The organism is Dolichospermum sp. LEGE 00246 (genome assembly GCF_015207865.1).
Taxonomy (GTDB): Bacteria; Cyanobacteriota; Cyanobacteriia; order Cyanobacteriales; family Nostocaceae; genus Dolichospermum; species Dolichospermum heterosporum.
In genome coordinates, this window is sequence record NZ_JADEWA010000037.1 from 1 (window position 1) to 21,704 (window position 21,704).

Sequence of the window (21,704 nt, forward strand, 5' to 3'; positions counted from 1 at the left end):
ACCTATCAAACAGGTCGAAAAGTGGCTCTTGATTTCAAATCAAACATGAAGATTGTTTTTGATGAATTCTTGCCGCAATGGAATTACACCGCTAAACCAGAATTACAGGTTATTTAATCCACGATCCTTATCATCTTCACTGTGCCATTCTGGTTTCAGTTGCTTGATAGCATGATACAAGTCTGCACAGATACGGCGACTCATACACACAATCATGGCTTTACCGTCTCTCAATTCTGGTGCTGCGGTGCGATTTTCAAAGTGTTCAACAATATCTTTGGCAATTTGATTAATTCTTTTTTCTGCACCAATTAAAGCCTCTAATCTTGCCCATTTACTTTTGAGTTTTTCTTTAATTGTCAGTTCTTCATCTTCGGTAATTTCTTCAAAATTGGGATCTATTTTGGGGCGTTCTGAGGGTTCTAAATCTAGTTTCGCTAATCGTCCCTCATAATAAATTTTGAGTGTAGCTTCATCTTCTACTGCCCTTTGAATGTCGTAAATATCAATGTAATCTCCAAATAAGGCAGTGGTATTTTTATCGTTTTGGGCAATGGGTGTACCTGTAAATCCGACAAAGGAAGCGTTAGGTATAGCGTCTCTTAAATATTTGGCGTAACCATATTTAATATAAGCTGATTCTAAATCATTTTCTGTTTGAATATCAGGTGTATAATTATTAGTTAATTGTGAATCATTGTCTGTTTGACTATCAGATGTATAATTAGTTGATTCTAAATTATTTGTTTGACTATTCAATTTATAAGTATTAGTTGATTCAGCTACTTTAAGTTGTGGTTTTTGGTGAGGGTTGAGATAAGAAACTTTTTTCTCATTTTTGGCAGATTTAACTACTACAACTTTAGCTTTTAATCCATATTGGCTTCTGTGTGCTTCATCTGCTATTAAAACTATATTATGTCGGGGGGAAAGTTCCTCATATTCGTTACCTGTTTCTGGGGCGAATTTTTGGATAGTTGTAAATACTATTCCCCCGGCTGCTACTTGGAGTAATTCTTTTAGATTTTTCCTATTTTCTGCTTGTACAGGATTTTGTCTTAATAAATCAATGCAGGATGAAAAGGTGGTAAATAGTTGATCATCTAAATCATTTCTATCTGTTAAAATCACTAAGGTGGGATTTTCCATTTCTGGTTGTTGAATCAGTTTCCCACTATAAAATGCCATTGTTAAACTTTTACCGCTACCTTGGGTATGCCAGACTACACCAACTTTTCTATCTCCATCTGTGCGGGTGGCTTTGATGGTGGAGGTAATGGCTTTATTCACGGCGTGGTATTGGTGATAACCTGCCATTTTTTTGATAATGTTGTCTTCGTTGACTTCAAAAACAATGAAGTATTGGAGTATATCTAATATAGTAGTTTGATTAAATATGCCTTTAATAATTGTTTCTAATTCTGCTTGTCCTTGAGGAATAATATTTTCACCATCAATAGAACGCCAAGGCATAAACCGTTCCCAATCTGCGGTTAATGTGCCGACTCTGGCTTTAGTACCATCTGAAACTACGAGTATTTCGTTATAGGGAAATAAACAGGAAATATCGTTTTTATAGGTTTGTAGTTGGTTGAATGCACCTTTAATTGTAGCGTTTTCATCTGTGGCGTTTTTGAGTTCAATTACGGCGATGGGTAAGCCGTTGATGAAGATAACGACATCAGGAATCCGGGCGGTTTTACCTGTTTCTTTAACCCGAAATTGATTAACTACTAACCAATCGTTATGATCTATTTTATCAAAATCAATTAGTTGGACTTTTTTGTATTGGGTTTCTCCATTTTGTTGATATTCTACATCTACCCCATCTGTTAAGTATTGATGAAAGCGGCGATTGTTTTCATAAAGTATTGGTGTTTCGGTACGGGTGATTTTTTTGATTGCGTCTTGGATGGCGTGAAAGGGAATATGGGGGTTTATGGTTTGTAAGGCATTTTGGAGGCGATTAATTAGTATAACATCGTTATATTCTTGGCGTTCTGTTTGGAGGGTATCAGGGGCGATTTCTGTACCATTTAAAGTGGTGTAGCCGAGTTCTGATAGCCAGTCAAGGGTGGCTTGTTCAATAATTGATTCGGTGAATTTTTCCATAGATTACTTTTCTATTGGTGCAGGTTTTCAATTATCTGGGAAGCATTTAAAATTTTAATTCCTATGACATTACCTTCTGTGTCATAATCAAGAATTATTCCAGGACTAACAGGATTAGTTTTTTGAATTTCTACCTGACTCCAAGAGATTTTTAATTCATCAATATCAGGGTTATACTGGGCATTTGTATAATTAATAGATTCTGGTGGATATTCTGCGTCTATTTTTTGCGATAAACTATCTACTGTTTCATCTCCAAAAGGCTTTAATTCCATCTTTTTTTTAGTTGTTTCGCTCGTTCTTTTACGGTTGTAGTTTAAAGATTCAACTGTCGAACAAGGGACAACAACAGTGTTAATTGATTCTCCAAGATCATTAAAAATTTCTAAAATATAGCCTTCCTCACCTCCTGCTGGATGCGGAACAGTATCAACTAAAGTAGCAATGTCCCCTTTTTTAAGGTTATATTCGGGAAAGTCGCGGTTTAATAAAACTCTTTGGTATAACTCAGGCATTGGTTTTTTTCTCCTTTTTAGGCTTGAGAGTAACAAATTGGAATTGATTATCTATTTTTCGTTTTAGCCAAACCGTTACAACGGATAAATTAAGTTGATTAACTCCTATTAGTTCTCCTTCAATTCTATAAAAAGTTCCATATTCATTGGTAATATCTTCTATAGGATCTACCGTTTCCATTAATTGGAGAATTGCCAATTTTAGTTTTTCTGGGTTATCTTCAGTAAATCCTGCTTGTGCTAAAAATTTCGATTTATCATCCTTGTCTCTATATTTTAATAGATAATTGCTAATTTTAGCATCAGGAATAATAGCATCTTGGGGCATTGTCATATCACCTTAAATTTCAAAGCCATTTCTGTAATTTCGGAAGTTTGCCATTATTCAAATGTTATCTATTTGGAAATTGTGGGGATTTTGTAATATAAACTGGTTGTTTTCTTTGACTAAATCTCCTGTAAAACTAATTGGTAAACGTTGTTGATAAGCCTTAATAGCTAAGATGTAATTTTGGTTATTTAGTTCGGTATGAATTTTTTGTAACTTTTGAAAAACAATTCCTAAAATAGTGATTTCACCCTTTAATTTATCAAAATTAGGTGTATAAATATCCATCACAATTCCCTGGGTACTAATATTAGGAATAATCTGTAAAAGTTCTGTTAAAATTTCTAGGCTAGGACGATTTTCTACAGTTGCTAATATTTCGATTATTTCTTGAATACGCTGGGGATAATCTGCGAGATTTTCTTGGTTAGGTAGTAAGATTTCAAAATCTTCTGGGGTTGCTGATTGATGCCAAATGGTGGCATGATTTAAGAAGGGTTGATTTTCCTGCCATCCGTGAGTTTGTAAGTAATTTCTGAGATTTTCCAGGGCTATATTTTGCAAGGTTTCTTGATCTTTGACAGTAATTTTCATGGTTGAACTCCTTGACTAATGTTGTGCATAATTGACTGTAAGGCACTAACTGTAAATTGATGACTTTTAGATAAGGTAATAGTGACAGCAGTTTTATTTTGTGTTTCTGGCATTCCTCTTAATGATACCCAATATCCACAATATCTAATACAAAGTTCTTCTTCTGACTGGGTTAACCAATCTTCTATTTTTTCAGGGATGACTACAATCACTAAAATTCTAGGAATGGCGAAGTTATCCATTCTTAAATCATTGTAGTTTTTGAGTTTGAGGGGATATTGAATAGAGTTATCTGTTTGGATATCCCTAGATGTACATTTTAACTGTAATTCTAAACGAGGTGATCTAACCCGACCAGTGGCACTTTTGGCGGCGATTCCCCAATCTATACTATCATCATCTATGGATGGTTTGTATGGTGAATAACCTGCTACTGTGGTTACTGCTTGTAAATAGGTGTTGCTAAATAGTTCTTTTTGTAGGTTTAGTTCGATTTTATCATCAAGAGAGGAAAGGATGTGAGCGATCGCTTTTTGTTCAGAAAGTGGAGGAATGGAAATTAGAAACGATTCTATATGTCCTTTGGTAATTGATCGACGGCTTCCTCCAGAATTAAATGATTCAATATAAGTTTTTATTAAAGGATGAGTTAAATAGGAAAGAAGATATCCAGAATCACATATTTTTGGGTTAGGTCTAATAATAGAAACGTGTTGATTTACACAGGCAGGAAGAATTTCTTCTGGTACTATACAAGCACGCGAAAAAGTAACTCCATCCCCTGTTATATTAAGTAATAAGTCTCCTGGTAAGACAGATACTTTTTGAAGTTCAGTGGCGTGTTCGTCAGATATAAAGACAAGACCTTCACTATTAAAATATCTGTTAAAAACATTCTGACTGCGGATAAAAGCAAAATTTTTACGATTAAGTGAATATACTCTATCTCCGCCTCTTGGTGTTGCCCCTGAGCCTATTTTTATCGTGATATCTTTCAGTTTTACTAAATTCCATCCTATCGGAAGTGTACCAAGTGGTGCTGTATGTATTCTTGATAAGTCAACCTCCATACCCCACCCCCCATAAATTCACTTTAATCTCCCATTCTCCCAACTTACTAACCAATTCGATTATTTCCCTCATAACTCCTCCTCAACTTCCACATTTACCGCTTCTAGCTGTTCAATAGTCAAGTCTTTAAATAACTAAATATCCAGAAAAATATCAACATCAACTTGAGCCTGTTTTAAAATACTTCGCAGTGTTCCCTCTTTAATTTCCCGATGATGAGGAATAGTTGTTTTTTGATTTGTTTCTGGATTAAACCAAATTTCATGATCTCCTTTAGCTGGGCGATAAAACTCAAAACCTAATTTTCCTAATTTTCTCGTAACTTCTCGATAAGAAAAACCGCCTAATCTTCCCATTATACCTCCAAGATTAGCGGATATTCAAACTGATTAGGTAAACCTTGAAAATGAAAAGAATGATTTTTTTCTTTTTCTAAATCCAATAGAACCTTAGCCACATCTGCCGCAATTTCTATAGCTTCTTGTACCGTTTTACCCTCAGCAACTAACCCCTGTAAATCATCACTGGTAGCCACAAAATACTCCTTTCCTTCCTCAATAAATTTTTCAATATTTAATCTAATTAGAGTTTGCATCTTTTGATATTCCCAAAGGTGGATAATTTGATTATAACATAATACTGTTGTTGGGTTGCGCTGTCGCTTAACCCAACCTACATTTATTAATCTGATTCTGACAAATTAGAGTTAACAAGCTGTGCAAATTCTTCTAAGGAACTAACCCTAATTGTTGATAGAAGGAGTTGCTCTAGCAAAGATATATCATCAATTTGATTAATGCTTGTAACTAAGTTTTCAGGAATATCACCAAACCGCACTTGTACAAATTTGATAATATTTTCCTTTTGAGTTTCTTTCCGAGTTTCTTTCCGAGTTTTTTCTATAGCGCGTCTTTCAATGTTAGTTACAAGTGGCATTTTTAGTTCCTCCTGATAGTTAGCTAATTTTTGATCAAAACTTAATTGCAAGTCTTCAGATAAAGCCATCATTAAATCAATGACCTTATATAAATCAATACTGTTGTTGGGTTGCGCTGTTGCTTAACCCAACCTACATTTATTAATCTGCTGCTGGTAAATTAGAATTAACAAGCTGTGCAAATTCTTCTAAGGAACTAACCCTAATTGTTGATAGAAGGAGTTGCTCTAGCAAAGATATATCATCAATTTGATTAATGTTTTCTAGCAAACTTTGAGGAATATCACCAAACCGCACTTGTACAAATTTGATAATATTTTCCTTTTGAGTTTCTTTCCGAGTTCTTTCTATAGCGCATCTTTCAATGTTAGTTACAAGTGGCATTTTTCGTTCCTCCTGATAGTTAGCAAATTTTTGATCAAAACTTAATTGCAAGTCTTCAGATAAAGCCATCATTCAATGACCTTATACAAATCAATACTGTTGTTGGGTTGCGCTGTCGCTTAACCCAACCTACATTTATTAATCTGATTCTGACAAATTAGAGTTAACAAGTTGTGCAAATTCTTCTAAGGAACTAATATTAATTGCTGATACAAATATTTGTTCTAAAAAAGATGTATCATCAATTTGATTAATGCTTGTAACTAAGTTTTCAGGAATATCACCAAACCGCACTTGTACAAGTTTGATAATATTTGCCTTTTGAGTTTCCTTCTGAGTTTCTTTCCGAGTTCTTTCTATAGCGCGTCTTTCAATGTTAGTTACAAGGGGCATTTTTCGTTCCTCCTGATAGTTAGCAAATTTTTGATCAAAACTTAATTGCAAGTCTTCAGATAAAGCCATCATTAAATCAATGACCTTATACAAATCAACAATTTCTTTACGGTTATAACCTCTTTCATAAAGTAATCTAGCTAAGTTCCATTTCCACTGTTCCCTAGCTGATAAATTGCTATTAGTGGCTTTAGTCTTTAAATGTGCCATTACCACTATAGCAAAAATATTATTACTTTGCTCTAACTCCTCCCATTGATAGTCTAAAAGTTTGACAATAGAAAAATTAAAGATTAATTGACTATTTCCTAAACCATACTGATAGGAACTAGGTCGCCAACTTTTAGTTTCATCTCCTAGTATAGCCAAACTAATTACAGGTTTTTGATATAAATCAAAAGCTCGATAGTTGTAGATAAATATTCTTTGGGAAAATTCTTTATCATATTGACTTTGTACTTCTACATGAATTAATATCCAAACCTCTTGATTATCTAATAACCACACTTGAAATAATTTATCAGCGTGGCGGGTTTTGCTGTCTCCAGATGCGGTAATCTGTTCTAATTCTTTATCTAGAGAAATGGGAGTTTTAGTCCAATCTATTTGTTGATAGATTTCTGGAAAAAAGAAGGCGAGAAATGAATCAAAATAATCTCCTATTACTTCTTTCCAGGTTTCATCATAGTTAGCTGTAATTTCCGTCATTGTGATTAAATTCAATATAGTTAAAAAATTGACCCATCCTCATCTGCGTTTATCTGCGTTTATCCGCGTTCAATATTATATCCCAAACCCCGCAAATTCTCCCGAATCATCGCTTCTAATTTAGCACTTTCGGTAAATTGTTTATCTAATTTCGCCGTCAGATGTAACATCTTTTCATCAAAAGATTCATCATCATCGTCTACTTCCTCAGCCCCTACATATCTTCCTGGAGTTAATACATAACCATGTCCTTTTATTTCTTCAAAACTGGCACTTTTACAAAACCCAGGAACATCTACATATTCTCCCTTACCACTACCGCGCCAATTATAATAAGTTTGGGCAATTCTGGTTATTTCTTCCTGTGTTAAATCCCGACCCCCAATTTCCGCCCATCAATAAATAAAGTCTCCCCTCGACGTTTACGGAACTTACCCCCAGATTTAGAACGAGTCAAAAACCATAAACAAGCGGGAATTTGAGTGTTATAAAATAATTGTCCTGGTAGTGCCACCATACAATCAACTAAATCAGCTTCAATCAAAGCCTTTCTAATCTCTCCTTCCGCAGATTGATTAGAACTCATTGAACCATTAGCTAATACAAAACCCGCATAACCATGAGGGGCTAAATGACTAATGATATGTTGAATCCAGGCATAGTTAGCATTACCAGATGATGGTGTACCATAAAGCCAACGTCCATCTTCTTGTAATGCTTCCCCACCCCAATCACTCATATTAAAGGGAGGATTTGCTAATATATAATCTGCCCTTAAATCTTTGTGTAAATCACTGCGGAAAGTATCAGCATTTTGTAAGCCAATATTCCCTTCAATCCCCCGGATAGCTAAGTTCATTTTGCACAGCTTCCAAGTTGTGGGGTTAGATTCTTGGCCATAAATAGAAATATCCCCAACTCTACCACCGTGAGATTCTACAAACTTCTCAGATTGAACAAACATTCCCCCAGAACCACAACAAGGATCATAGACTCGTCCTTTGTAGGGTTCAAGCATTTCTACTAACAATTGCACCACACAACGAGGGGTGTAAAACTGTCCCCCGTTCTTCTTTTCTGCACTGGCGAATTGTCCTAAAAAATACTCATAAACTCTACCTAAAATATCTTTAGAGCGACTTTCTGCGTCTCCTAAACCAATAGTACCAATTAAATCTATTAACTCTCCCAATAACCGTTTATCTAGGGCTGGTTTACCATATTCTTTCGGTAATACGCCTTTGAGAGAGGGATTTTCTTTCTCTATGGCATCCATCCCCAGATCAATTAATTCCCCAATCTTGATATTTTTAGCGTTACTCTGAAAATGTAACCACCGTGCAGGTTGGGGAACATAAAATATATTTTCTGCCTTGTATTCGTCCCTATCTTCAGGATCTGCGTATTCATCCTCTGCTAATTTCTCGTAGAGTTCGTTAAAAGCATCAGAGATATATTTAAGGAAAATTAACCCTAGGACAACGTGCTTATACTCAGCCGCATCTAAGTGACCGCGTAACTTATCGGCAGCTTGCCATAATTTCTCTTCAAATCCTAACTTGGTGCTACTACCGTTTGATTTAGTCTGTTTCGTTGCCACTTAGATTATTCAGCCCCTCATTGATACTCTGTGAAAACTGATGCGAATTGCTATTAGTAGTATAAAAGAGTGATGTTACTTCTAACAAGAGTATTTTGGGTAATTTATAAAAATAATTTTATTTAGTGTGGAAGTTTACGAAGTTTACCCACCCAGATAAATCCATTCTCTACCTGCTTTTTCTGCTGCTTCCGGGGTGTAGTAAATTTTACGCTCACCAAACACTGTACCACCCGCACTAATCAAACGAAACTGCCAGCAATGTGCTTCGGTGTAAAAAACTAGCAGGGTGACATTCTCAATGGCAATTAGTGTGTAAATTTTTGTTGTGGACATGACATTGAGTAAGTATAGCAGTGGACAGGGGGGTTAGAACATCAATTGATAATGAAACTCCCATTAAAAGTAAGTTTTACTACTGATATCATTTGCGCCTAAACACTTACGATAAAAATAATGCTGGTATTTGGGAATACAACAAATCTACAGATTCTATATCGTAACTAATTTACCAGAACAAATATGACTCCTGCTATAAGTCACTTTGGTAAATATTCACCCTGATTAACTTAATGCCATCTTAGAAAGGAAAGATAGCTCAAGAAATAACATTTACTAAAAAATTGTTAGAATAGTTAGTTTTATGGATACAAAAAATATGTCTGTAACAACAAACGAACTAAAGCCAGGTATCTAAAATCTAACAATTCAAATATTAAAGAAAAAGGATCTAGAACCACTAAATAAAAACGACTATATTCAAGCTTTTGGACTTCTACCAGATTATATCCTCAAAGCTAATGGAATTATAATCTCTGAGGGACATGAAAGAGATTTAACAGTATTAATCAACTCCCATAGGGATGCTTTTAAAGCTATGAAGAAATGGCTCGTTCATTTTGATAGCACCACTAATAATAGCAAACCTTCTGACCCACCAGAATTAAAATTTAGCTGGGAAAATGACTACAAACCTCATGCAAGAAAAGTAACAATTAACGAAAAAGCCGCATAAAAGTAGATTTCTGCTTAATTATAACTTAGTTGAGAAACTTGTAGAAGCGATCGCCAACCCAACACCTCCTACTATCCTCTCGCTAATGTTGGGTTATGCCTTCGGCACGCTACGCGAACACTTTGTTCAACCCAACCTACGAAAATTAAATTAATATTTTATTCCATAAGTGGAGCGGTAGAACCATTAATAATTGCTCAAGAACGTTACGCTTAAGGATTATATTAGTAGACGAAAATCTTTTAAGGAAAGAACTCAAACAATCTTTTTAAGAGGATGTTTGAAAAGTATCAGAATTAATCGAGATCCCCCCAACCCCCCTTTGTAAGTGGGGCTAAATTCCTCAAAGTCCCGCTTTTCAAGGGGGATTTAGGGAGATCTGCGGGTGCCAGATCCCACACGAAAAAGTTTTCAAACAACCTCTAAAAAAATTAGGGGAAATATTCATTATTAAGAATATCTTCAAGACTAAAAGGACATTGCTTTGGAAAAATCTCACCAGGTAAACCTGTCTTTTGAATTGCTTGTCTTCTAGCTTTAGTATAAACCTGTTCTAAACAACTCAGGAAATAGTTGTAAAGTGTTTTGGAGCGAAAAGAAAATTCCAACTCGTCACGGAAGTTAGAGATTTCAATTTGCCAACCTCGTTGACAGGTTTCTTTTTCAGTTTCCCAATAACAACAAAGCAGAAGATGGATTAATAACTGCTTCAAATAACTTTCTACTTTGCGTCTTTGTTCTATTCCCAATGCTTCAATCTCTTCTGCTAAATGCTGCCAATCTAAATTATTAATATCTCTGTTTTCTAGCTGTTTGAGTGTGTTTTCTATCCACAGATAATGATCTGTTTCATATAGTGTTGATTGTAGATGTGTGGAAATTGTTGTGGTCATACTTTATCCTTTGGATAACAGACACAATTATTTTAACATAATAAGTTAAATTTAGTTCCTAACAAAGTATTATTCTCAATAATTATAACAATAGAAAGGTGATTTCTACAGAGTGCTATTTCTATTCCTTCGGTCTTATCAGGGATATGAAACCCGATGCCTGCGGCGATCGCTCCCCTCGCCATAATACTGGGAAATTTTTGCTTATACATATTAATTAAAATATATTCTAATGCAATCTAATTTAAGATTATATTTTCTTGCTTATACTAAACGGAGATGATGAAAATTTTTAAGAAGATGTATTGGAAAATTTTTTTATACTTTACAAGGTCACAATTTGAGCTTTTGCCTAAAGGGGATATATGGACGTAAAAACGCAAGTTATGACCTTCTCAAGTATAGTAGGGGCAATTCATGAATTGTCCCTATTTTTTTGATTTAGTTCCAAGTTTAATCTTCTTATAATCTTATCTAAACCATTCCTAAACCAAAACGATTCGTTGTATCTAATACATCATATAGATTTTTATCTATATTTTGAGATTGTTTGTAAAAAAACACTTCTGGAGATGTCTAATACTTAGGCAAAGGAAAATTTTATGGCTTTCAATAATGTTGATTGATCTATCTAACGCTTACTAAAGGCAACGCCCAAACTGTAAAACTAGGTACGACCATTGGTAATATTGGGATTGAAGGTATTTCCTACGATCCTAAACAGTTTGTTCTTGCTTAGAATTTAATTAGCTCATCTGGGTTTAGCGCAATGCGTTAAGCCCATGATGGTTATTAATTAACAGATTTCCAACCTCTGACTATATTTTCTGTAATTAGCTGCTCGGCTAGTTCTTGGGCGCGGGTGGAGGATAAAGCATAGGAAACAGATACTTTTAACGGTTCTTTGCGCTTAGAAGAAAAATCTGTCCAGTAGACTAGATAGGGTATGGTTTGCTCACCACTGTTTTCTACTACCACTAATTTACGAACCATGTCTGTACCTTTGGTGTAAACTTCCCGCCGCAGAATTTTGGTTTCGGTTGGCGCGATAGCTTGTAATTGGGGTAACTGGGGACTGTTGATAATCTGCTCTAATCTAGCACCACCATTTTGTACTTGTTTATCAAGGCGCAGTTGGGTGAAGGTAGCAAAGGTAGGACGGGGACAGGGGTATAATCCTAAAAATTGATAATCACTGCCATCCCATGCCATTAGTTGAGTGAGATTGGGGCGATTGCTTCCAGGTACAATGGTTAGCAAATCTTCACCACTCAGTTCGACAACATATTCAGGTTTGACAAATTGGATTGTTCTGCCATCACTGTCGGTCATGGTCAGGGGATTTTCCACATGGATGGCACTAAACAGATTCAGAAATTGTAACCTCTGCTCATCGCTGAGGCCAGAACCAATGCGAACTAGGGTTTGCCAGTAGGTTTTGCTGTCGTCGGTTTTGGGATAGTTCATTGCCACCAGCAAGGAAGTCACACCATACATTCCTTCAAATTCTCCGGCTACATAGCCAATTACCACCGCATCTAAGGACAGACGGGGCTTAATTTTATAGGTTTCTGCCCGTTGCAATCGCCGTATCACCATGCCCTCTTCCCCAGCAGCGATCTTTTCGGCAAATAGGCGCAAAAGTTGATCTTCCGGCACAATTGCCCCTGATGGGCGATGATATGGGTCCGTGGGGTCACTACCAAATAGTTCTCCCAATAAATTCCAAGTCTGCTCAAATTGTGATTGATTGGCGCGTAGGTCTTTGCCATCGAGCATGATCACATCTAACATAGCTAGTTTGAGTTTATCTATCGCCCCAGCATCTTCACTAAAGGAAATCCTTAACACATCCCCAATGGTGGCACGGCGGTCATGGATTTGTTCCTGTAAATACAGTTCGGCTCTAAACAATCCTTTTTGGACAGTGGATTGGCGTAAAACTCCTTCTAAGGCATCAAGGGCAGGGAAATTAATCCGCACCCGTCCAGAGGGAGCATTAAAGCAAAAGCAGACATTTTTAGAGCGTTCAAAATAAATAAAAACCCCTTCACCATCAACTTTGGTAGTTTGCAATACTAGTTCGGTGGTGCCAAATCGTTTACCCAGTTTGTTTTGAGTCAATGCGATCATTTTGCGACTAACTTGGGTTTCGTATTGACTAGCGATTTCCAGCAGAGTTAAGTCCCTAACTGCACTACCAGTAGCAATCTGATAATTACCAGTTTTGGGAACTAATTTAGAAATATCAATATAGGTGTCGAGCATAGATGCCTCCCTAGTTTATTCGTCCACGATTTTTAGTTCACGATCGCTCAACAGTAGCAATAATTTATACTTACCTTCGTTTTCACCCTGACCAATTTCACCATACAAAAATCCGCGATAGGGACTACCCTTTTCCCGAATCACCAGTGGTTGATTACCTTTAGTACCAGCCCCCACCACGGCTACTTCCTGGTTTTGATGAAGTTCTTGGGCGATATTAAATAAAAATTCCATTGTCACGCCGTCTTCATGGACGATTTGATAGGTATACCGGAACACAAAGTCCGTAAATGCTTGGGTAATAGGGAGACGTTTACCTGTTTTAATAGGAAGGTGATCGTTGAGATTGGATTTACGAATCAGATGGGGGCGGCGTTCTTTTTCTTGTCCTTGCTGATCGTAAATAATATCAACAAATTTAAAGTCAGTGACGGGTTTGAGTCCATCCAGGCGATTACTAGAATTGTAATAAGCGGTGGAAATCATCTCTGTTTCCAATATTTGTCCTGCTCCCTCCAATTTTAATTCTGGGTCAAGAGCGATAAAATCTGACGGTTGAGCCTGAAACGGATCGATCATCGCATTAATGCCATTGATCAGTTTATAAGGCGTAATTGCCCCTACCTGAGTTTTTTGCTGAATTACTGGTTTGGGACGGCGGCGTGGCAACGATTGCAAGGATAGGCGGGCGGTTTTACCTTGATGTTCTAAGTGTAGAATAGTATCCATAATTTATACTCCTGATCATTAAAACATAGAAAAATTTAGTTCATCGTCTTCTTCTTCCTCAACTTCAGCATCAAAAAAATCATAGGCGATCGTCAACCCCACAAATGCCGTCTTTTTCATTTCCCCAATTAATAAAAACGCCTGTTCAGCTTTAACTAACAGATAAGCCTCTTTGGGAATATAGGTTTTGCGGTAATTAAATTGGGTAGAATATAGTCCCGCAGGTATATTTATTTCTGCTACCGGATAGACGTCAACCACATTAAACTCTGCCAGGGTAGATAAGGGTACTGGTTCTAAGGGATTTTCAATCTCAAAAGAACTGGGTTGTAGGATGGCCATTTCCCCTTCTATTAAAGCGATCTCCTCTGTGGCTGGTGTACCTTCAGGATCAAGGCGGGCATAGGATATTTGTTGGCGTGTTAGTAATCTTCCATCCGCTAGGAGATAACCACGAGTGAGGGGTTGATGATCACATTCAGCCACAGTTTTAGAAAAACCATATAAATCTTTTTTCTCCACCCGCGAGCCAAGTTTAGCGCTGACAACTTCTCCATTTAATGCAAAAGATATATCTTTCATTGGTAAGCTGAACTTATATCAACTTTACTATTTTACAGCAATTCCCAATTATTACATAAGATTAGCTTAGGCATTACCGGCATTACCTCATCTACACTCAAGTTAAATCAAGTTGGTGGAGATACTGCGATTGTCTTCAATAATCAAACTTTAGCGACTCTCACTGGGATTCAAGCTAGTAGTTTGAATTTGACAGATCCTAAACAGTTTGTCTTTGCTTAGAATATAATTCACTCCTAGTATACACTGGGGCGTAAGTTAATGATCATCATCTTTTTAGTGATTGAAAATGATTGGTTTATTTACGCCCTGTGGTACTTGTCTATAATCTTACTTGGTTACTTACTTTTGCTTGGTCAAAATAACCATATACTACCTGAGAAACTTGACGAATAAAATCTGTTCCTCTAGGATCATTATTTGGTCTTTGCACAAAAACTCCTGCTAAATAACGCTTACCTGATGGCGTTTCAATAATACCCGCATCTCCTAATATAAACCTGAGTGTCCCTGTTTTGTGCGCTATCTTAGCACCAGAACCTAAACCAGAAGGTAATAAACTTCTATTATGACAACCATTCATAATACCTATTACTTGTAATTGACTTATATTGGAAAGTAACTGATTATTTTCCATTAAAGCTGATAGTTTTACCAAATCTTTAGCACTGGTTTTATTAGTTCCTTGAAAATCTCCCAGGCGATTTCGCATCACAGTATTTTGCAATCCCCAACTGCGAAATTTTTGATTTAATTGAGTAATTCCACCCAAACGATCTATGATCATATTTGTGGCGGTGTTATCGCTAATAGTCATCATCCTAGTTGCAGTTTCTAAGAGACTAAACTTACTTCCTAACCGCGCATACTGCATATTTCCCGAACCACCAACAATATGTTTTTTACCCATAACCAATGTTTCATCTAGTTGAATTTTTCCAGCATCTACTTGCTGAAATAAAGCAACCAAAATTGGATATTTAATTGTACTAGCAGCCGCAAAAGATTTATCGCCATTAATGCTTAAATAATCTCCTGTATTCAAGTCCATAAAAAAGATACCAGGAGAAAGAAACTTGTAGCGAGCCATTAATGTTTTAATAGGAGTTTGTAGTTCCGAGATTTCTCTTCCCAAAGGAAATATACCAGTGAAGTTATGAGTATCTGTTGGACTGGTATTGCTGACAGAATCTGGAGGAATAAATTTAATTCCTGGCAATTGTACACTTGATTTATTTTGACTCCAGCTATTTGGGTTCTCAAGCTGGTTGTTATCAGGATTTGCTTTAACTGGTAGAGATAATAAAAGAGTAGCCGTGATACTAAATAAGATCAATGAATGTGGTTTCATGCAGTTGTATGAGGAGAGGATTGAATTGACTTACAGATATTTTCTAGATAAGTAAATGAAATCAGGATTGATTGATTTAGGTGTTGTTTTTAGAGGTCATTTTGGGTTATTTTTTTTGATAAGTAATCGGATGGAATTAATGACTCAACTGATTCTTCTGTTTCCCGTTCCCTATCAACTATTGTTGTTTAATTTTGCCCACTTAACTAGTGCGGGAATCTTTGCTAAAATGCCTTTTTTTAAAGGTTCTGGACGTTCTGACCAAGGCAATACACCATCATATTTTGTATAATACTGACTTGCACATTCTAGTACCGCAGATGGACTACTATCTACTGGTAAATCACCAAAGAGATAGGTTGATTTTCCTTCTGCTACAAAAGCAATCACGCAGGAATGACTGCAAGCGCTCATACATTCAACCCCCTGAATGCAGAATTGATTGTGCAATTCACTATCTTGAGCAAGTTCTTGAAGTTGTTTTAGTAGTTGTTCACCTTGACTTTCACCAACCCGCTTACCATCTTGCCACTTACTACCACAAGTAGTACAGACAAATAGATTATGTTTTTGATTGAGCATTGATTTAGAAATGATAATTCGGAAACGCAGACATAAGAGTTTTTACAATATGGCTACTGTAAAATGTGTAAAGAAGCATAATTAACCGCACACAAAAATGGACAAGATTCACTTGCTGTCATCTTTTCTATTATTGTCAAAATATATCTAGCGAAGATAGCAATAAGTCTCACCTATAAAAGCTTCCCACTTTCTTAAGTGCAGGATTGCAAATAATTAAATTGACGGTTAATAATCTCAGAACAGTACACAATTTGTAGGGTTTCTCTGGGGGTCTAAACTGATCAATTCCTATGGAAACATTCATCTAAACCTCCAGGAGACTTGACTTGACCACAGCAATACCTGACTCCTCTTCCTCACTTACCCGAAGGGAAGTGACGGGTGGTTGACGGTCTGAATCATCTGTACCACGCAGATGGATGTGAGTTTTTTGCTTTCGGCGGGCATTCTGACTTAGAGAATAAATCTCCTTACATCTGCGGGACAGTGCCGGATTTACACCAGACTTTTCCCCTTGCGTTTAATTACTGTTTCCCATTAAAACCGGTTTAGTTGCGAGAATACTATATTTTTTATGTCTTGTCAATAGACAAGGGAGGATAATTCTGTTTATTGTTTTGCCCAGAGGCTGAATGAAGTATCATTTTTTTATGCTGTTGAGTGAGAAGATAAAAAAGGGATTATTTACAGTAAATTGTTAATTAAACTCTTTGTGGAAATTAGATATGCAGCTTCAAGAAGCCTCTAACGTTGCCGTCATTGTTGGTGAAAATGCGGTTACTGTTGCTCAATTACCTTGTGTGTGGCAGGATATTGCTAAGGGCAGGGCAAATGTCAGATTTAGTAATCCACAAGTCTATGTAGAAATGGCGCAGTTGTTTCAATATAAACTGCAATATGGTGATGTTGATTTGTTTAATGACCGCCCCCAGTTATTTCGGCTAATACCTTCATTCTCTGAGTTATTTGGGCAACTGGCATGGGAAACTCTGGAATTCTATGGTCATGACTTTATGATTCACAACTATCCAAACTTTGAGGCAGTTTTGCATAATTGTGAGTCAAAAGGTTCTGAGTACAATAATGAGGTCAAGGTAGCTCGCATTGGTTTGGAACTTTTTGATGAGTTTGGATATGATTTACCAGCTAGTTTCTATCGTGTGCATTTAGCCCCAATTTATCGAGATCATGTGTTTGAAGAACGGGCTTTAAGATTTGATCAAAGAGACATAGAACATAAGCGCTCGTGGGATGCTATTCTACACGCAGGTAAGGTATTTGCAATGCAAATGAAGGTGCAAAGTATAGCATCTAAATACGGTTTTACTTATCAACATGGCTGTGGTTGTAACTCCCATTTATCTTCTATTGATAAATCTTCTGGTGCATTTGAGTATGAATTAAGTTTGGAGAAACGTCAACGCTGGATTCGGAGTTTTATCTGGACAGCTTGGTATGAATATGCAATGTTTCCCATTGTCCCGAATACTAGTTATCTTGTCTAAGTAGGGTTTGCTGAAACAGTTATCTGTGAAGGCAGGTATACTGAAAACGGTTCATAGTTTAACCAAATAAGTAGTGAGACAGAATTAATTACACAATGTCATTGCGTTATCGCAGCGTGGCGTTAGCCATATATAACGCAGTGAAATGAAGCAATTCCCAGGGTTGTGATTGCTTCCCTTCGCTCGCAATGACTGTAAATATTTTTGTCCAATTACTTATGAAACCCCTCTGGTAAACCTCTCCAGTATTAAATGTTATTCCTTTTCCCTCTCCTCTTAGGAGAGGGTTAGGGAGAGGTGCAAAGGAGAGGCTTTGAACCTTGTTCTTTGTATGATAAAAAAGTCCAGCTTCTAGCCGTTTTGAGTATAAGTAGGTGAACACAATAAAACCAAACTGTGTAAAGAAACGTAAAATGGCTGAAAACTTCTTTACTCTTGCGTCTTGCCTTGCTATAACGACAATTTTCAACGCCAACCTACTTATTAGAGGCAGAGCCTCATCAACTGCATTCCTAGTCAGAGACTAGGAACGAGATGTGGTAGGGATTTAAGCGTGATACTTAATCAAGGAACAATCAAGACGGGACAGGGAGAAAGGTTAATTACCCGTGCGGTAACGCTATCAGTTGCGCCTTCATCCGTTAAGCCTATTCCTCGACAGCCCATGATAATTAAACTGGCTTCAACTTCATCAGCAACATCACAAATAGTAAAAGCTGGTTTACCTTGTCTTTCTAGTAATTCGGCTATGATTCCTTGTCCAGAAAATAAAGCCTGGGCATTTTCTAGGAGTTTGGCAACTGCTTCTGGAGATACCATAGGACTGGTAGCTGGTGCTTCTGAATCTGGCTCTTCAACGACTGAAAGCAGAATTAAGCGACTGCCATAGGTTTGCACAATATTGGCAACTATATCAGCGGCCTCTCTGGCTTCTCGACTTTGATCAATGGGAAATAGAACTGTTTTAAACATATCTCACCTCTGCACCCCTCACTCCGGTAAAATCTTGATGGTCATATTTTGAAGACAATAACAGAAAAGTAATCAGGAGAGTTTGGCTGTGTCTAAAAAAAGTTTAGCAAGTTTATCTGCGGCTGATATATCTGGAAAACGCGCTTTGGTACGGGTTGATTTTAACGTGCCTGTGGATGATCAAGGCAACATCACTGATGATACCCGGATTCGGGCGGCGCTGCCAACTATCCAAGATTTGACCAAAAAGGGTGCTAAGGTCATTTTAGCAAGTCATTTCGGTCGTCCCAAGGGTGTAGATGAGAAATTACGTTTAACTCCCGTCGCTAAACGTCTGTCTGAGTTGTTAGGACAAGAAGTTGTCAAAACTGATGACTGTATTGGTGATGATGTGGCGGCTAAGGTTGGCGCATTGGCAAATGGTCAAGTGCTGTTGTTGGAAAATGTCCGCTTCTACAAGGAAGAAGAAAAAAACGATCCCGCATTTGCGGAAAAATTGGCTGCTAATGCTGATTTTTATGTAAATGATGCGTTTGGTACTGCACACCGCGCCCACGCTTCTACTGAGGGTGTAACTAAGTTTCTGAGTCCTTCTGTGGCTGGTTATTTGGTTGAGAAGGAATTGCAATATTTACAAAGTGCGATTGAAGTACCTCAGCGTCCTTTGGCGGCTATTATTGGCGGTTCTAAGGTTTCTAGCAAAATCGGTGTGATTGAAACTTTGTTGGAAAAGTGCGATAAGTTGATCATCGGCGGTGGGATGATTTTCACCTTCTACAAAGCCCGTGGGTTGAGTGTTGGTAAGTCTTTGGTGGAAGAAGATAAACTGGAATTAGCGAAGTCTTTGGAAGCTAAGGCTAAAGAGCGTGGTGTGGCTTTGTTGCTACCTACAGATATTGTCTCCGCTGATAAGTTCGCTCCTGATGCTAATGCTACTACTGTCAAGATTGAAAATATCCCTGCTGATGGTATGGGTTTAGATATTGGTCCTGATTCTATCAAGGTTTTCCAAGCGGCTTTGGCTGATTGCAAGACTGTGATTTGGAATGGACCTATGGGTGTGTTTGAGTTTGATAAATTTGCTGCGGGTACAGAAGCGATCGCTCATACTCTAGCAGAAATTGGCAAAACCGGCGCAACTACCATTATCGGTGGTGGTGACTCTGTAGCGGCTGTGGAAAAGGTCGGTTTAGCTGACCAAATGAGCCACATTTCTACTGGTGGTGGTGCTAGTTTGGAGTTGTTAGAAGGTAAGATTTTACCTGGTATTGCAGCTTTGGATGAAGCATAATTGAAAAGGGTGAAGGATGAGGCTTTTGGGCTTTGTCCTTCATTCTTTTGTTAATTTAAAATTAGTACAGTGAATATTTGAGATTTATTATCATGGATAGAATTACATCAAGTTATTTGAAGACTTTTAAACAAGAACAATCTTTTTCTGAAGATTTAAACGAATCTATACTTTTTGAACATTTTGTTAACTACTGCATAGTTTCTAAAGAGTATAATGCACAATTTTTACTTGAAGATATTCATATTGGTGGTGGTGGGGACTTAGGTATAGATGGCATTGCAATTATTGTTAATGGTAATTTGATTATATCTTCTAAAGATTTTATTAAATATTGTAAAAAAAATGGAAGAAATTCTCTTTGATGATACTAAATGTAAGGATAGTTTCATCGAAACTACAGCTATTATTGATAATCTAGTAGATGAGGATTATAGTCGTGCAATTGCTAAAACAATAGGTTTTGCAAAAAAAGTAAAATCTTACTTTGGATGAAGCGTAATGAAAAGCGTAAGAAATGAACTTTTCGGCTTTGTTCTTAGTTTTCTGATGAGCGATCACACAATTAAACAAAAATCATTTAGAATTGCTATATAGCTGCTAGTTTTAGCAGTACCACAGTTAGATAAGTGATAATGTGATGGCAACAATTGAAGAAATTTCTGTCAAAAACTATAAGGTTTTGCAAAATATTACCCTAAAAGATATTAAACCTTTTTCTGTTTTTCTTGGTCCTAATGGTAGTGGCAAAACTACCTTTTTTGATGTAATAGGATTTCTCTCAGATTGTCTCACTACTAATGTGAAAAAAGCCTTAGAAAAACGAGGAAGATTTCAAGAAGTAATTTCCCGTGATTGTGGAGGTCAGGAAATTGAAATTGTCATTAAATATCGTGAAGCGAGAAAAGCTGGCAAAAAATCTCCTATCATCACTTATACAGTTGCTATTGCTTTACAAAATGGAGTGCCAATAGTATCAAGAGAAGCTCTGAGATGGAAACGAGGCAGTCATGGACATCCCTTTGATTTTCTGAAGTTTGAAAATGGGGAAGGTGAAGTCATTAGTGGCGAAGAACCCGAAATTAACGACAAGAGAATTCATTATCAAATGGATGATCCAAGTTCTTTAGCAATTAAAACCATTGGGCAATTGTCAGATAACCCTCGCATTGCCAGTTTACGTCGTTTTATTGAAGGATGGTTTCTTTCATATTTTATCCCAGATCAAGCTCGTCAATTAGCAACTGCTGGTGCAATGGAACATCTCTCTCGTGAAGGAGACAATATTTCCAATGTAGTTCAATACCTTGCTGATGAACATCGAGAAACTTTATCAGAAATTTTGAAGTTATTAGCCAAACGTATTCCTAAATTAGAAAAAGTAGAATCGCAACCGACAATTGATGGTAGACTCGCTCTTTTATTTAAAGATGCACCTTTTAGTAACCCATTTCTAGCACGGTTTTCTTCAGATGGAACACTTAAATTGTTGGCATATTTGATATTATTAAATGATCCTAATCCCCCCCAATTGCTTTGTATTGAAGAACCAGAAAATGGACTTCATCATCGGCTTCTTGATCCTTTGAGTGAAGAGTTACAAGCTTATGCACAACGCGCACAAGTTTTTGTTTCTACCCACTCACCATTTTTTGTTAATACTATTAAAGATGCTAAACAACTATGGATTTTTCAACGAGATGATAATGGTTATGCAACTGTTACCAGGGCTGATAAAATTGAGGATGCTAAAAATTTTATAGAATCCGATGCAGGTTTAGGTGATCTTTGGTCTGAGGGATATTTGAGAGGATTACCTTATTAATAGTACCAATTATGCACATAGAGTTTTTAGTAGAAGAATCTTCAAC

At 36.9% G+C, this 21,704-nt stretch carries 26 protein-coding genes, 1 pseudogene and 1 riboswitch; of the genes and pseudogenes, 6 read left to right on the forward strand and 21 right to left on the reverse strand.

Annotated features, from left to right (window positions below; translation table 11 throughout):
* Positions 1 to 102: 102 nt before the first annotated feature.
* The 13 genes and pseudogenes from IQ228_RS26405 to IQ228_RS04390 form a co-directional block, all read right to left on the reverse strand.
* The gene (locus tag IQ228_RS26405) at positions 103 to 2,112 is read right to left on the reverse strand and encodes a type I restriction endonuclease subunit R (protein WP_228043689.1); all 2,010 of its coding nucleotides are present in this window, start codon (positions 2,110 to 2,112) and stop codon (positions 103 to 105) included.
* A gap of 11 nt (positions 2,113 to 2,123) precedes the next feature.
* Positions 2,124 to 2,627, reverse strand: coding sequence for a DUF2283 domain-containing protein (locus tag IQ228_RS26410; protein ID WP_228043690.1), 504 nt, complete (start codon positions 2,625 to 2,627; stop codon positions 2,124 to 2,126).
* Entirely contained in the window at positions 2,620 to 2,961 is a 342-nt protein-coding gene (locus IQ228_RS04340; protein ID WP_193962246.1) for a DUF6883 domain-containing protein, read from the reverse strand. The genes IQ228_RS26410 and IQ228_RS04340 overlap by 8 nt, the downstream gene beginning before the upstream one ends.
* Positions 2,962 to 3,012: 51 nt before the next feature.
* Positions 3,013 to 3,549: a hypothetical protein gene (locus IQ228_RS04345; RefSeq protein WP_193962247.1), complete on the reverse strand. Its 537-nt coding sequence runs from the start codon at positions 3,547 to 3,549 to the stop codon at positions 3,013 to 3,015.
* A complete protein-coding gene (locus IQ228_RS26415) occupies positions 3,546 to 4,619 on the reverse strand; it encodes a DUF4365 domain-containing protein (RefSeq protein WP_228043691.1) in 1,074 nt (357 codons plus the stop codon). Before IQ228_RS26415 ends, IQ228_RS04345 begins: the two co-directional genes overlap by 4 nt.
* Before the next feature lie 135 nt (positions 4,620 to 4,754).
* Entirely contained in the window at positions 4,755 to 4,976 is a 222-nt protein-coding gene (locus tag IQ228_RS04360; protein ID WP_193962248.1) for a type II toxin-antitoxin system HicA family toxin, read from the reverse strand.
* Complete coding sequence (locus IQ228_RS04365; protein WP_027404627.1) at positions 4,976 to 5,215, reverse strand: type II toxin-antitoxin system HicB family antitoxin; 240 nt, start codon at positions 5,213 to 5,215, stop codon at positions 4,976 to 4,978. The genes IQ228_RS04360 and IQ228_RS04365 overlap by 1 nt, the downstream gene beginning before the upstream one ends.
* A gap of 86 nt (positions 5,216 to 5,301) precedes the next feature.
* The gene (locus IQ228_RS04370) at positions 5,302 to 5,628 is read right to left on the reverse strand and encodes a hypothetical protein (RefSeq protein WP_193962249.1); all 327 of its coding nucleotides are present in this window, start codon (positions 5,626 to 5,628) and stop codon (positions 5,302 to 5,304) included.
* Positions 5,629 to 5,698: 70 nt separating this feature from the next.
* A complete protein-coding gene (locus IQ228_RS04375; protein WP_193962250.1) occupies positions 5,699 to 6,013 on the reverse strand; it encodes a hypothetical protein in 315 nt (104 codons plus the stop codon).
* Between the two features lie 66 nt (positions 6,014 to 6,079).
* Positions 6,080 to 7,042: an Rpn family recombination-promoting nuclease/putative transposase gene (locus tag IQ228_RS04380; RefSeq protein ID WP_193962251.1), complete on the reverse strand. Its 963-nt coding sequence runs from the start codon at positions 7,040 to 7,042 to the stop codon at positions 6,080 to 6,082.
* Positions 7,043 to 7,296: 254 nt separating this feature from the next.
* A pseudogene (locus IQ228_RS27325) lies at positions 7,297 to 7,428 on the reverse strand (hypothetical protein); the annotation flags it as partial.
* Entirely contained in the window at positions 7,410 to 8,642 is a 1,233-nt protein-coding gene (locus IQ228_RS27070; protein ID WP_370566814.1) for an N-6 DNA methylase, read from the reverse strand. The pseudogene IQ228_RS27325 and the gene IQ228_RS27070, both read right to left, overlap by 19 nt.
* Positions 8,643 to 8,786: 144 nt before the next feature.
* Positions 8,787 to 8,978 (reverse strand): hypothetical protein, encoded by a 192-nt coding sequence (locus IQ228_RS04390; RefSeq protein WP_027404631.1) that lies wholly within the window; start codon positions 8,976 to 8,978, stop codon positions 8,787 to 8,789.
* 541 nt (positions 8,979 to 9,519) lie between these two features.
* Between IQ228_RS04390 and IQ228_RS04395 the strand changes: the two genes are divergently transcribed.
* A complete protein-coding gene (locus IQ228_RS04395) occupies positions 9,520 to 9,657 on the forward strand; it encodes a hypothetical protein (RefSeq protein WP_193962252.1) in 138 nt (45 codons plus the stop codon).
* A 431-nt stretch (positions 9,658 to 10,088) separates the two neighbouring features.
* Here IQ228_RS04395 and IQ228_RS04400 read toward each other — a convergent pair whose 3' ends face one another.
* The 7 genes from IQ228_RS04400 to IQ228_RS04430 all read right to left on the reverse strand — a co-directional run bounded on the left by IQ228_RS04400 (position 10,089) and on the right by IQ228_RS04430 (position 16,062).
* Positions 10,089 to 10,550 carry a DUF29 domain-containing protein gene (locus tag IQ228_RS04400; protein ID WP_039205263.1) on the reverse strand — a complete coding sequence of 154 codons (462 nt, stop codon included), beginning with the start codon at positions 10,548 to 10,550 and terminating at the stop codon, positions 10,089 to 10,091.
* Between the two features lie 32 nt (positions 10,551 to 10,582).
* Positions 10,583 to 10,762: a hypothetical protein gene (locus IQ228_RS04405; RefSeq protein ID WP_193962253.1), complete on the reverse strand. Its 180-nt coding sequence runs from the start codon at positions 10,760 to 10,762 to the stop codon at positions 10,583 to 10,585.
* Between the two features lie 580 nt (positions 10,763 to 11,342).
* Positions 11,343 to 12,818: a hypothetical protein gene (locus tag IQ228_RS04410; RefSeq protein WP_193962254.1), complete on the reverse strand. Its 1,476-nt coding sequence runs from the start codon at positions 12,816 to 12,818 to the stop codon at positions 11,343 to 11,345.
* A 15-nt stretch (positions 12,819 to 12,833) separates the two neighbouring features.
* Positions 12,834 to 13,547: a hypothetical protein gene (locus IQ228_RS04415; protein ID WP_053540545.1), complete on the reverse strand. Its 714-nt coding sequence runs from the start codon at positions 13,545 to 13,547 to the stop codon at positions 12,834 to 12,836.
* Between the two features lie 18 nt (positions 13,548 to 13,565).
* Complete coding sequence (locus tag IQ228_RS04420; protein WP_039205256.1) at positions 13,566 to 14,129, reverse strand: hypothetical protein; 564 nt, start codon at positions 14,127 to 14,129, stop codon at positions 13,566 to 13,568.
* Between the two features lie 322 nt (positions 14,130 to 14,451).
* A complete protein-coding gene (locus IQ228_RS04425; RefSeq protein WP_193962255.1) occupies positions 14,452 to 15,480 on the reverse strand; it encodes a serine hydrolase in 1,029 nt (342 codons plus the stop codon).
* A gap of 174 nt (positions 15,481 to 15,654) precedes the next feature.
* On the reverse strand, positions 15,655 to 16,062 hold the full coding sequence (locus tag IQ228_RS04430) for a DUF1636 family protein (RefSeq protein WP_027404636.1): 408 nt from the start codon (positions 16,060 to 16,062) through the stop codon (positions 15,655 to 15,657).
* Positions 16,063 to 16,485: 423 nt separating this feature from the next.
* A riboswitch (cobalamin riboswitch) is annotated at positions 16,486 to 16,628 on the reverse strand.
* Positions 16,629 to 16,790: 162 nt separating this feature from the next.
* On the opposite strand from IQ228_RS04430, the gene IQ228_RS04435 reads away from it, so the two are divergent.
* Entirely contained in the window at positions 16,791 to 17,570 is a 780-nt protein-coding gene (locus tag IQ228_RS04435; protein ID WP_193962256.1) for a hypothetical protein, read from the forward strand.
* Positions 17,571 to 18,134: 564 nt separating this feature from the next.
* Here the strand turns inward: IQ228_RS04435 and IQ228_RS04440 are convergent.
* Complete coding sequence (locus tag IQ228_RS04440) at positions 18,135 to 18,542, reverse strand: universal stress protein (protein WP_027404639.1); 408 nt, start codon at positions 18,540 to 18,542, stop codon at positions 18,135 to 18,137.
* Positions 18,543 to 18,630: 88 nt separating this feature from the next.
* On the opposite strand from IQ228_RS04440, the gene pgk reads away from it, so the two are divergent.
* The 4 genes from pgk (at position 18,631) to IQ228_RS04460 (ending at position 21,658) form a co-directional block, all read left to right on the forward strand.
* Positions 18,631 to 19,833: a phosphoglycerate kinase gene (gene pgk, locus IQ228_RS04445; protein ID WP_193962257.1), complete on the forward strand. Its 1,203-nt coding sequence runs from the start codon at positions 18,631 to 18,633 to the stop codon at positions 19,831 to 19,833.
* A 92-nt stretch (positions 19,834 to 19,925) separates the two neighbouring features.
* Positions 19,926 to 20,198, forward strand: a complete 273-nt coding sequence (locus IQ228_RS04450; RefSeq protein WP_027404641.1) for a hypothetical protein — start codon at positions 19,926 to 19,928, stop codon at positions 20,196 to 20,198.
* Positions 20,179 to 20,328 (forward strand): hypothetical protein, encoded by a 150-nt coding sequence (locus IQ228_RS04455; protein ID WP_160170659.1) that lies wholly within the window; start codon positions 20,179 to 20,181, stop codon positions 20,326 to 20,328. Before IQ228_RS04450 ends, IQ228_RS04455 begins: the two co-directional genes overlap by 20 nt.
* A 145-nt stretch (positions 20,329 to 20,473) precedes the next feature.
* Complete coding sequence (locus tag IQ228_RS04460; protein ID WP_035083325.1) at positions 20,474 to 21,658, forward strand: AAA family ATPase; 1,185 nt, start codon at positions 20,474 to 20,476, stop codon at positions 21,656 to 21,658.
* Positions 21,659 to 21,704: the final 46 nt, after the last annotated feature.

Excerpts from the sequence above, each read along its gene's own strand:
- IQ228_RS04435 (WP_193962256.1), top strand. The coding sequence starts at position 16,791 with ATGCAGCTTCAAGAAGCCTCTAACGTTGCCGTCATTGTTGGTGAAAAT.
- IQ228_RS04420 (WP_039205256.1), bottom strand. The coding sequence starts at position 14,129 with ATGAAAGATATATCTTTTGCATTAAATGGAGAAGTTGTCAGCGCTAAA.
- IQ228_RS04460 (WP_035083325.1), top strand. The coding sequence starts at position 20,474 with ATGGCAACAATTGAAGAAATTTCTGTCAAAAACTATAAGGTTTTGCAA.
- IQ228_RS04370 (WP_193962249.1), bottom strand. The coding sequence starts at position 5,628 with ATGATGGCTTTATCTGAAGACTTGCAATTAAGTTTTGATCAAAAATTA.
- IQ228_RS26415 (WP_228043691.1), bottom strand. The coding sequence starts at position 4,619 with ATGGAGGTTGACTTATCAAGAATACATACAGCACCACTTGGTACACTT.
- IQ228_RS04425 (WP_193962255.1), bottom strand. The coding sequence starts at position 15,480 with ATGAAACCACATTCATTGATCTTATTTAGTATCACGGCTACTCTTTTA.
- IQ228_RS04390 (WP_027404631.1), bottom strand. The coding sequence starts at position 8,978 with ATGTCCACAACAAAAATTTACACACTAATTGCCATTGAGAATGTCACC.
- IQ228_RS04450 (WP_027404641.1), top strand. The coding sequence starts at position 19,926 with ATGGATAGAATTACATCAAGTTATTTGAAGACTTTTAAACAAGAACAA.
- IQ228_RS04430 (WP_027404636.1), bottom strand. The coding sequence starts at position 16,062 with ATGCTCAATCAAAAACATAATCTATTTGTCTGTACTACTTGTGGTAGT.
- IQ228_RS04340 (WP_193962246.1), bottom strand. The coding sequence starts at position 2,961 with ATGACAATGCCCCAAGATGCTATTATTCCTGATGCTAAAATTAGCAAT.
- IQ228_RS04375 (WP_193962250.1), bottom strand. The coding sequence starts at position 6,013 with ATGATGGCTTTATCTGAAGACTTGCAATTAAGTTTTGATCAAAAATTT.
- IQ228_RS26410 (WP_228043690.1), bottom strand. The coding sequence starts at position 2,627 with ATGCCTGAGTTATACCAAAGAGTTTTATTAAACCGCGACTTTCCCGAA.
- IQ228_RS04400 (WP_039205263.1), bottom strand. The coding sequence starts at position 10,550 with ATGACCACAACAATTTCCACACATCTACAATCAACACTATATGAAACA.
- IQ228_RS04365 (WP_027404627.1), bottom strand. The coding sequence starts at position 5,215 with ATGCAAACTCTAATTAGATTAAATATTGAAAAATTTATTGAGGAAGGA.
- IQ228_RS04410 (WP_193962254.1), bottom strand. The coding sequence starts at position 12,818 with ATGCTCGACACCTATATTGATATTTCTAAATTAGTTCCCAAAACTGGT.
- IQ228_RS04345 (WP_193962247.1), bottom strand. The coding sequence starts at position 3,549 with ATGAAAATTACTGTCAAAGATCAAGAAACCTTGCAAAATATAGCCCTG.
- IQ228_RS04360 (WP_193962248.1), bottom strand. The coding sequence starts at position 4,976 with ATGGGAAGATTAGGCGGTTTTTCTTATCGAGAAGTTACGAGAAAATTA.
- IQ228_RS04380 (WP_193962251.1), bottom strand. The coding sequence starts at position 7,042 with ATGACGGAAATTACAGCTAACTATGATGAAACCTGGAAAGAAGTAATA.
- IQ228_RS04415 (WP_053540545.1), bottom strand. The coding sequence starts at position 13,547 with ATGGATACTATTCTACACTTAGAACATCAAGGTAAAACCGCCCGCCTA.
- IQ228_RS04405 (WP_193962253.1), bottom strand. The coding sequence starts at position 10,762 with ATGTATAAGCAAAAATTTCCCAGTATTATGGCGAGGGGAGCGATCGCC.
- IQ228_RS04455 (WP_160170659.1), top strand. The coding sequence starts at position 20,179 with ATGGAAGAAATTCTCTTTGATGATACTAAATGTAAGGATAGTTTCATC.
- IQ228_RS04440 (WP_027404639.1), bottom strand. The coding sequence starts at position 18,542 with ATGTTTAAAACAGTTCTATTTCCCATTGATCAAAGTCGAGAAGCCAGA.
- IQ228_RS04395 (WP_193962252.1), top strand. The coding sequence starts at position 9,520 with ATGAAGAAATGGCTCGTTCATTTTGATAGCACCACTAATAATAGCAAA.
- IQ228_RS26405 (WP_228043689.1), bottom strand. The coding sequence starts at position 2,112 with ATGGAAAAATTCACCGAATCAATTATTGAACAAGCCACCCTTGACTGG.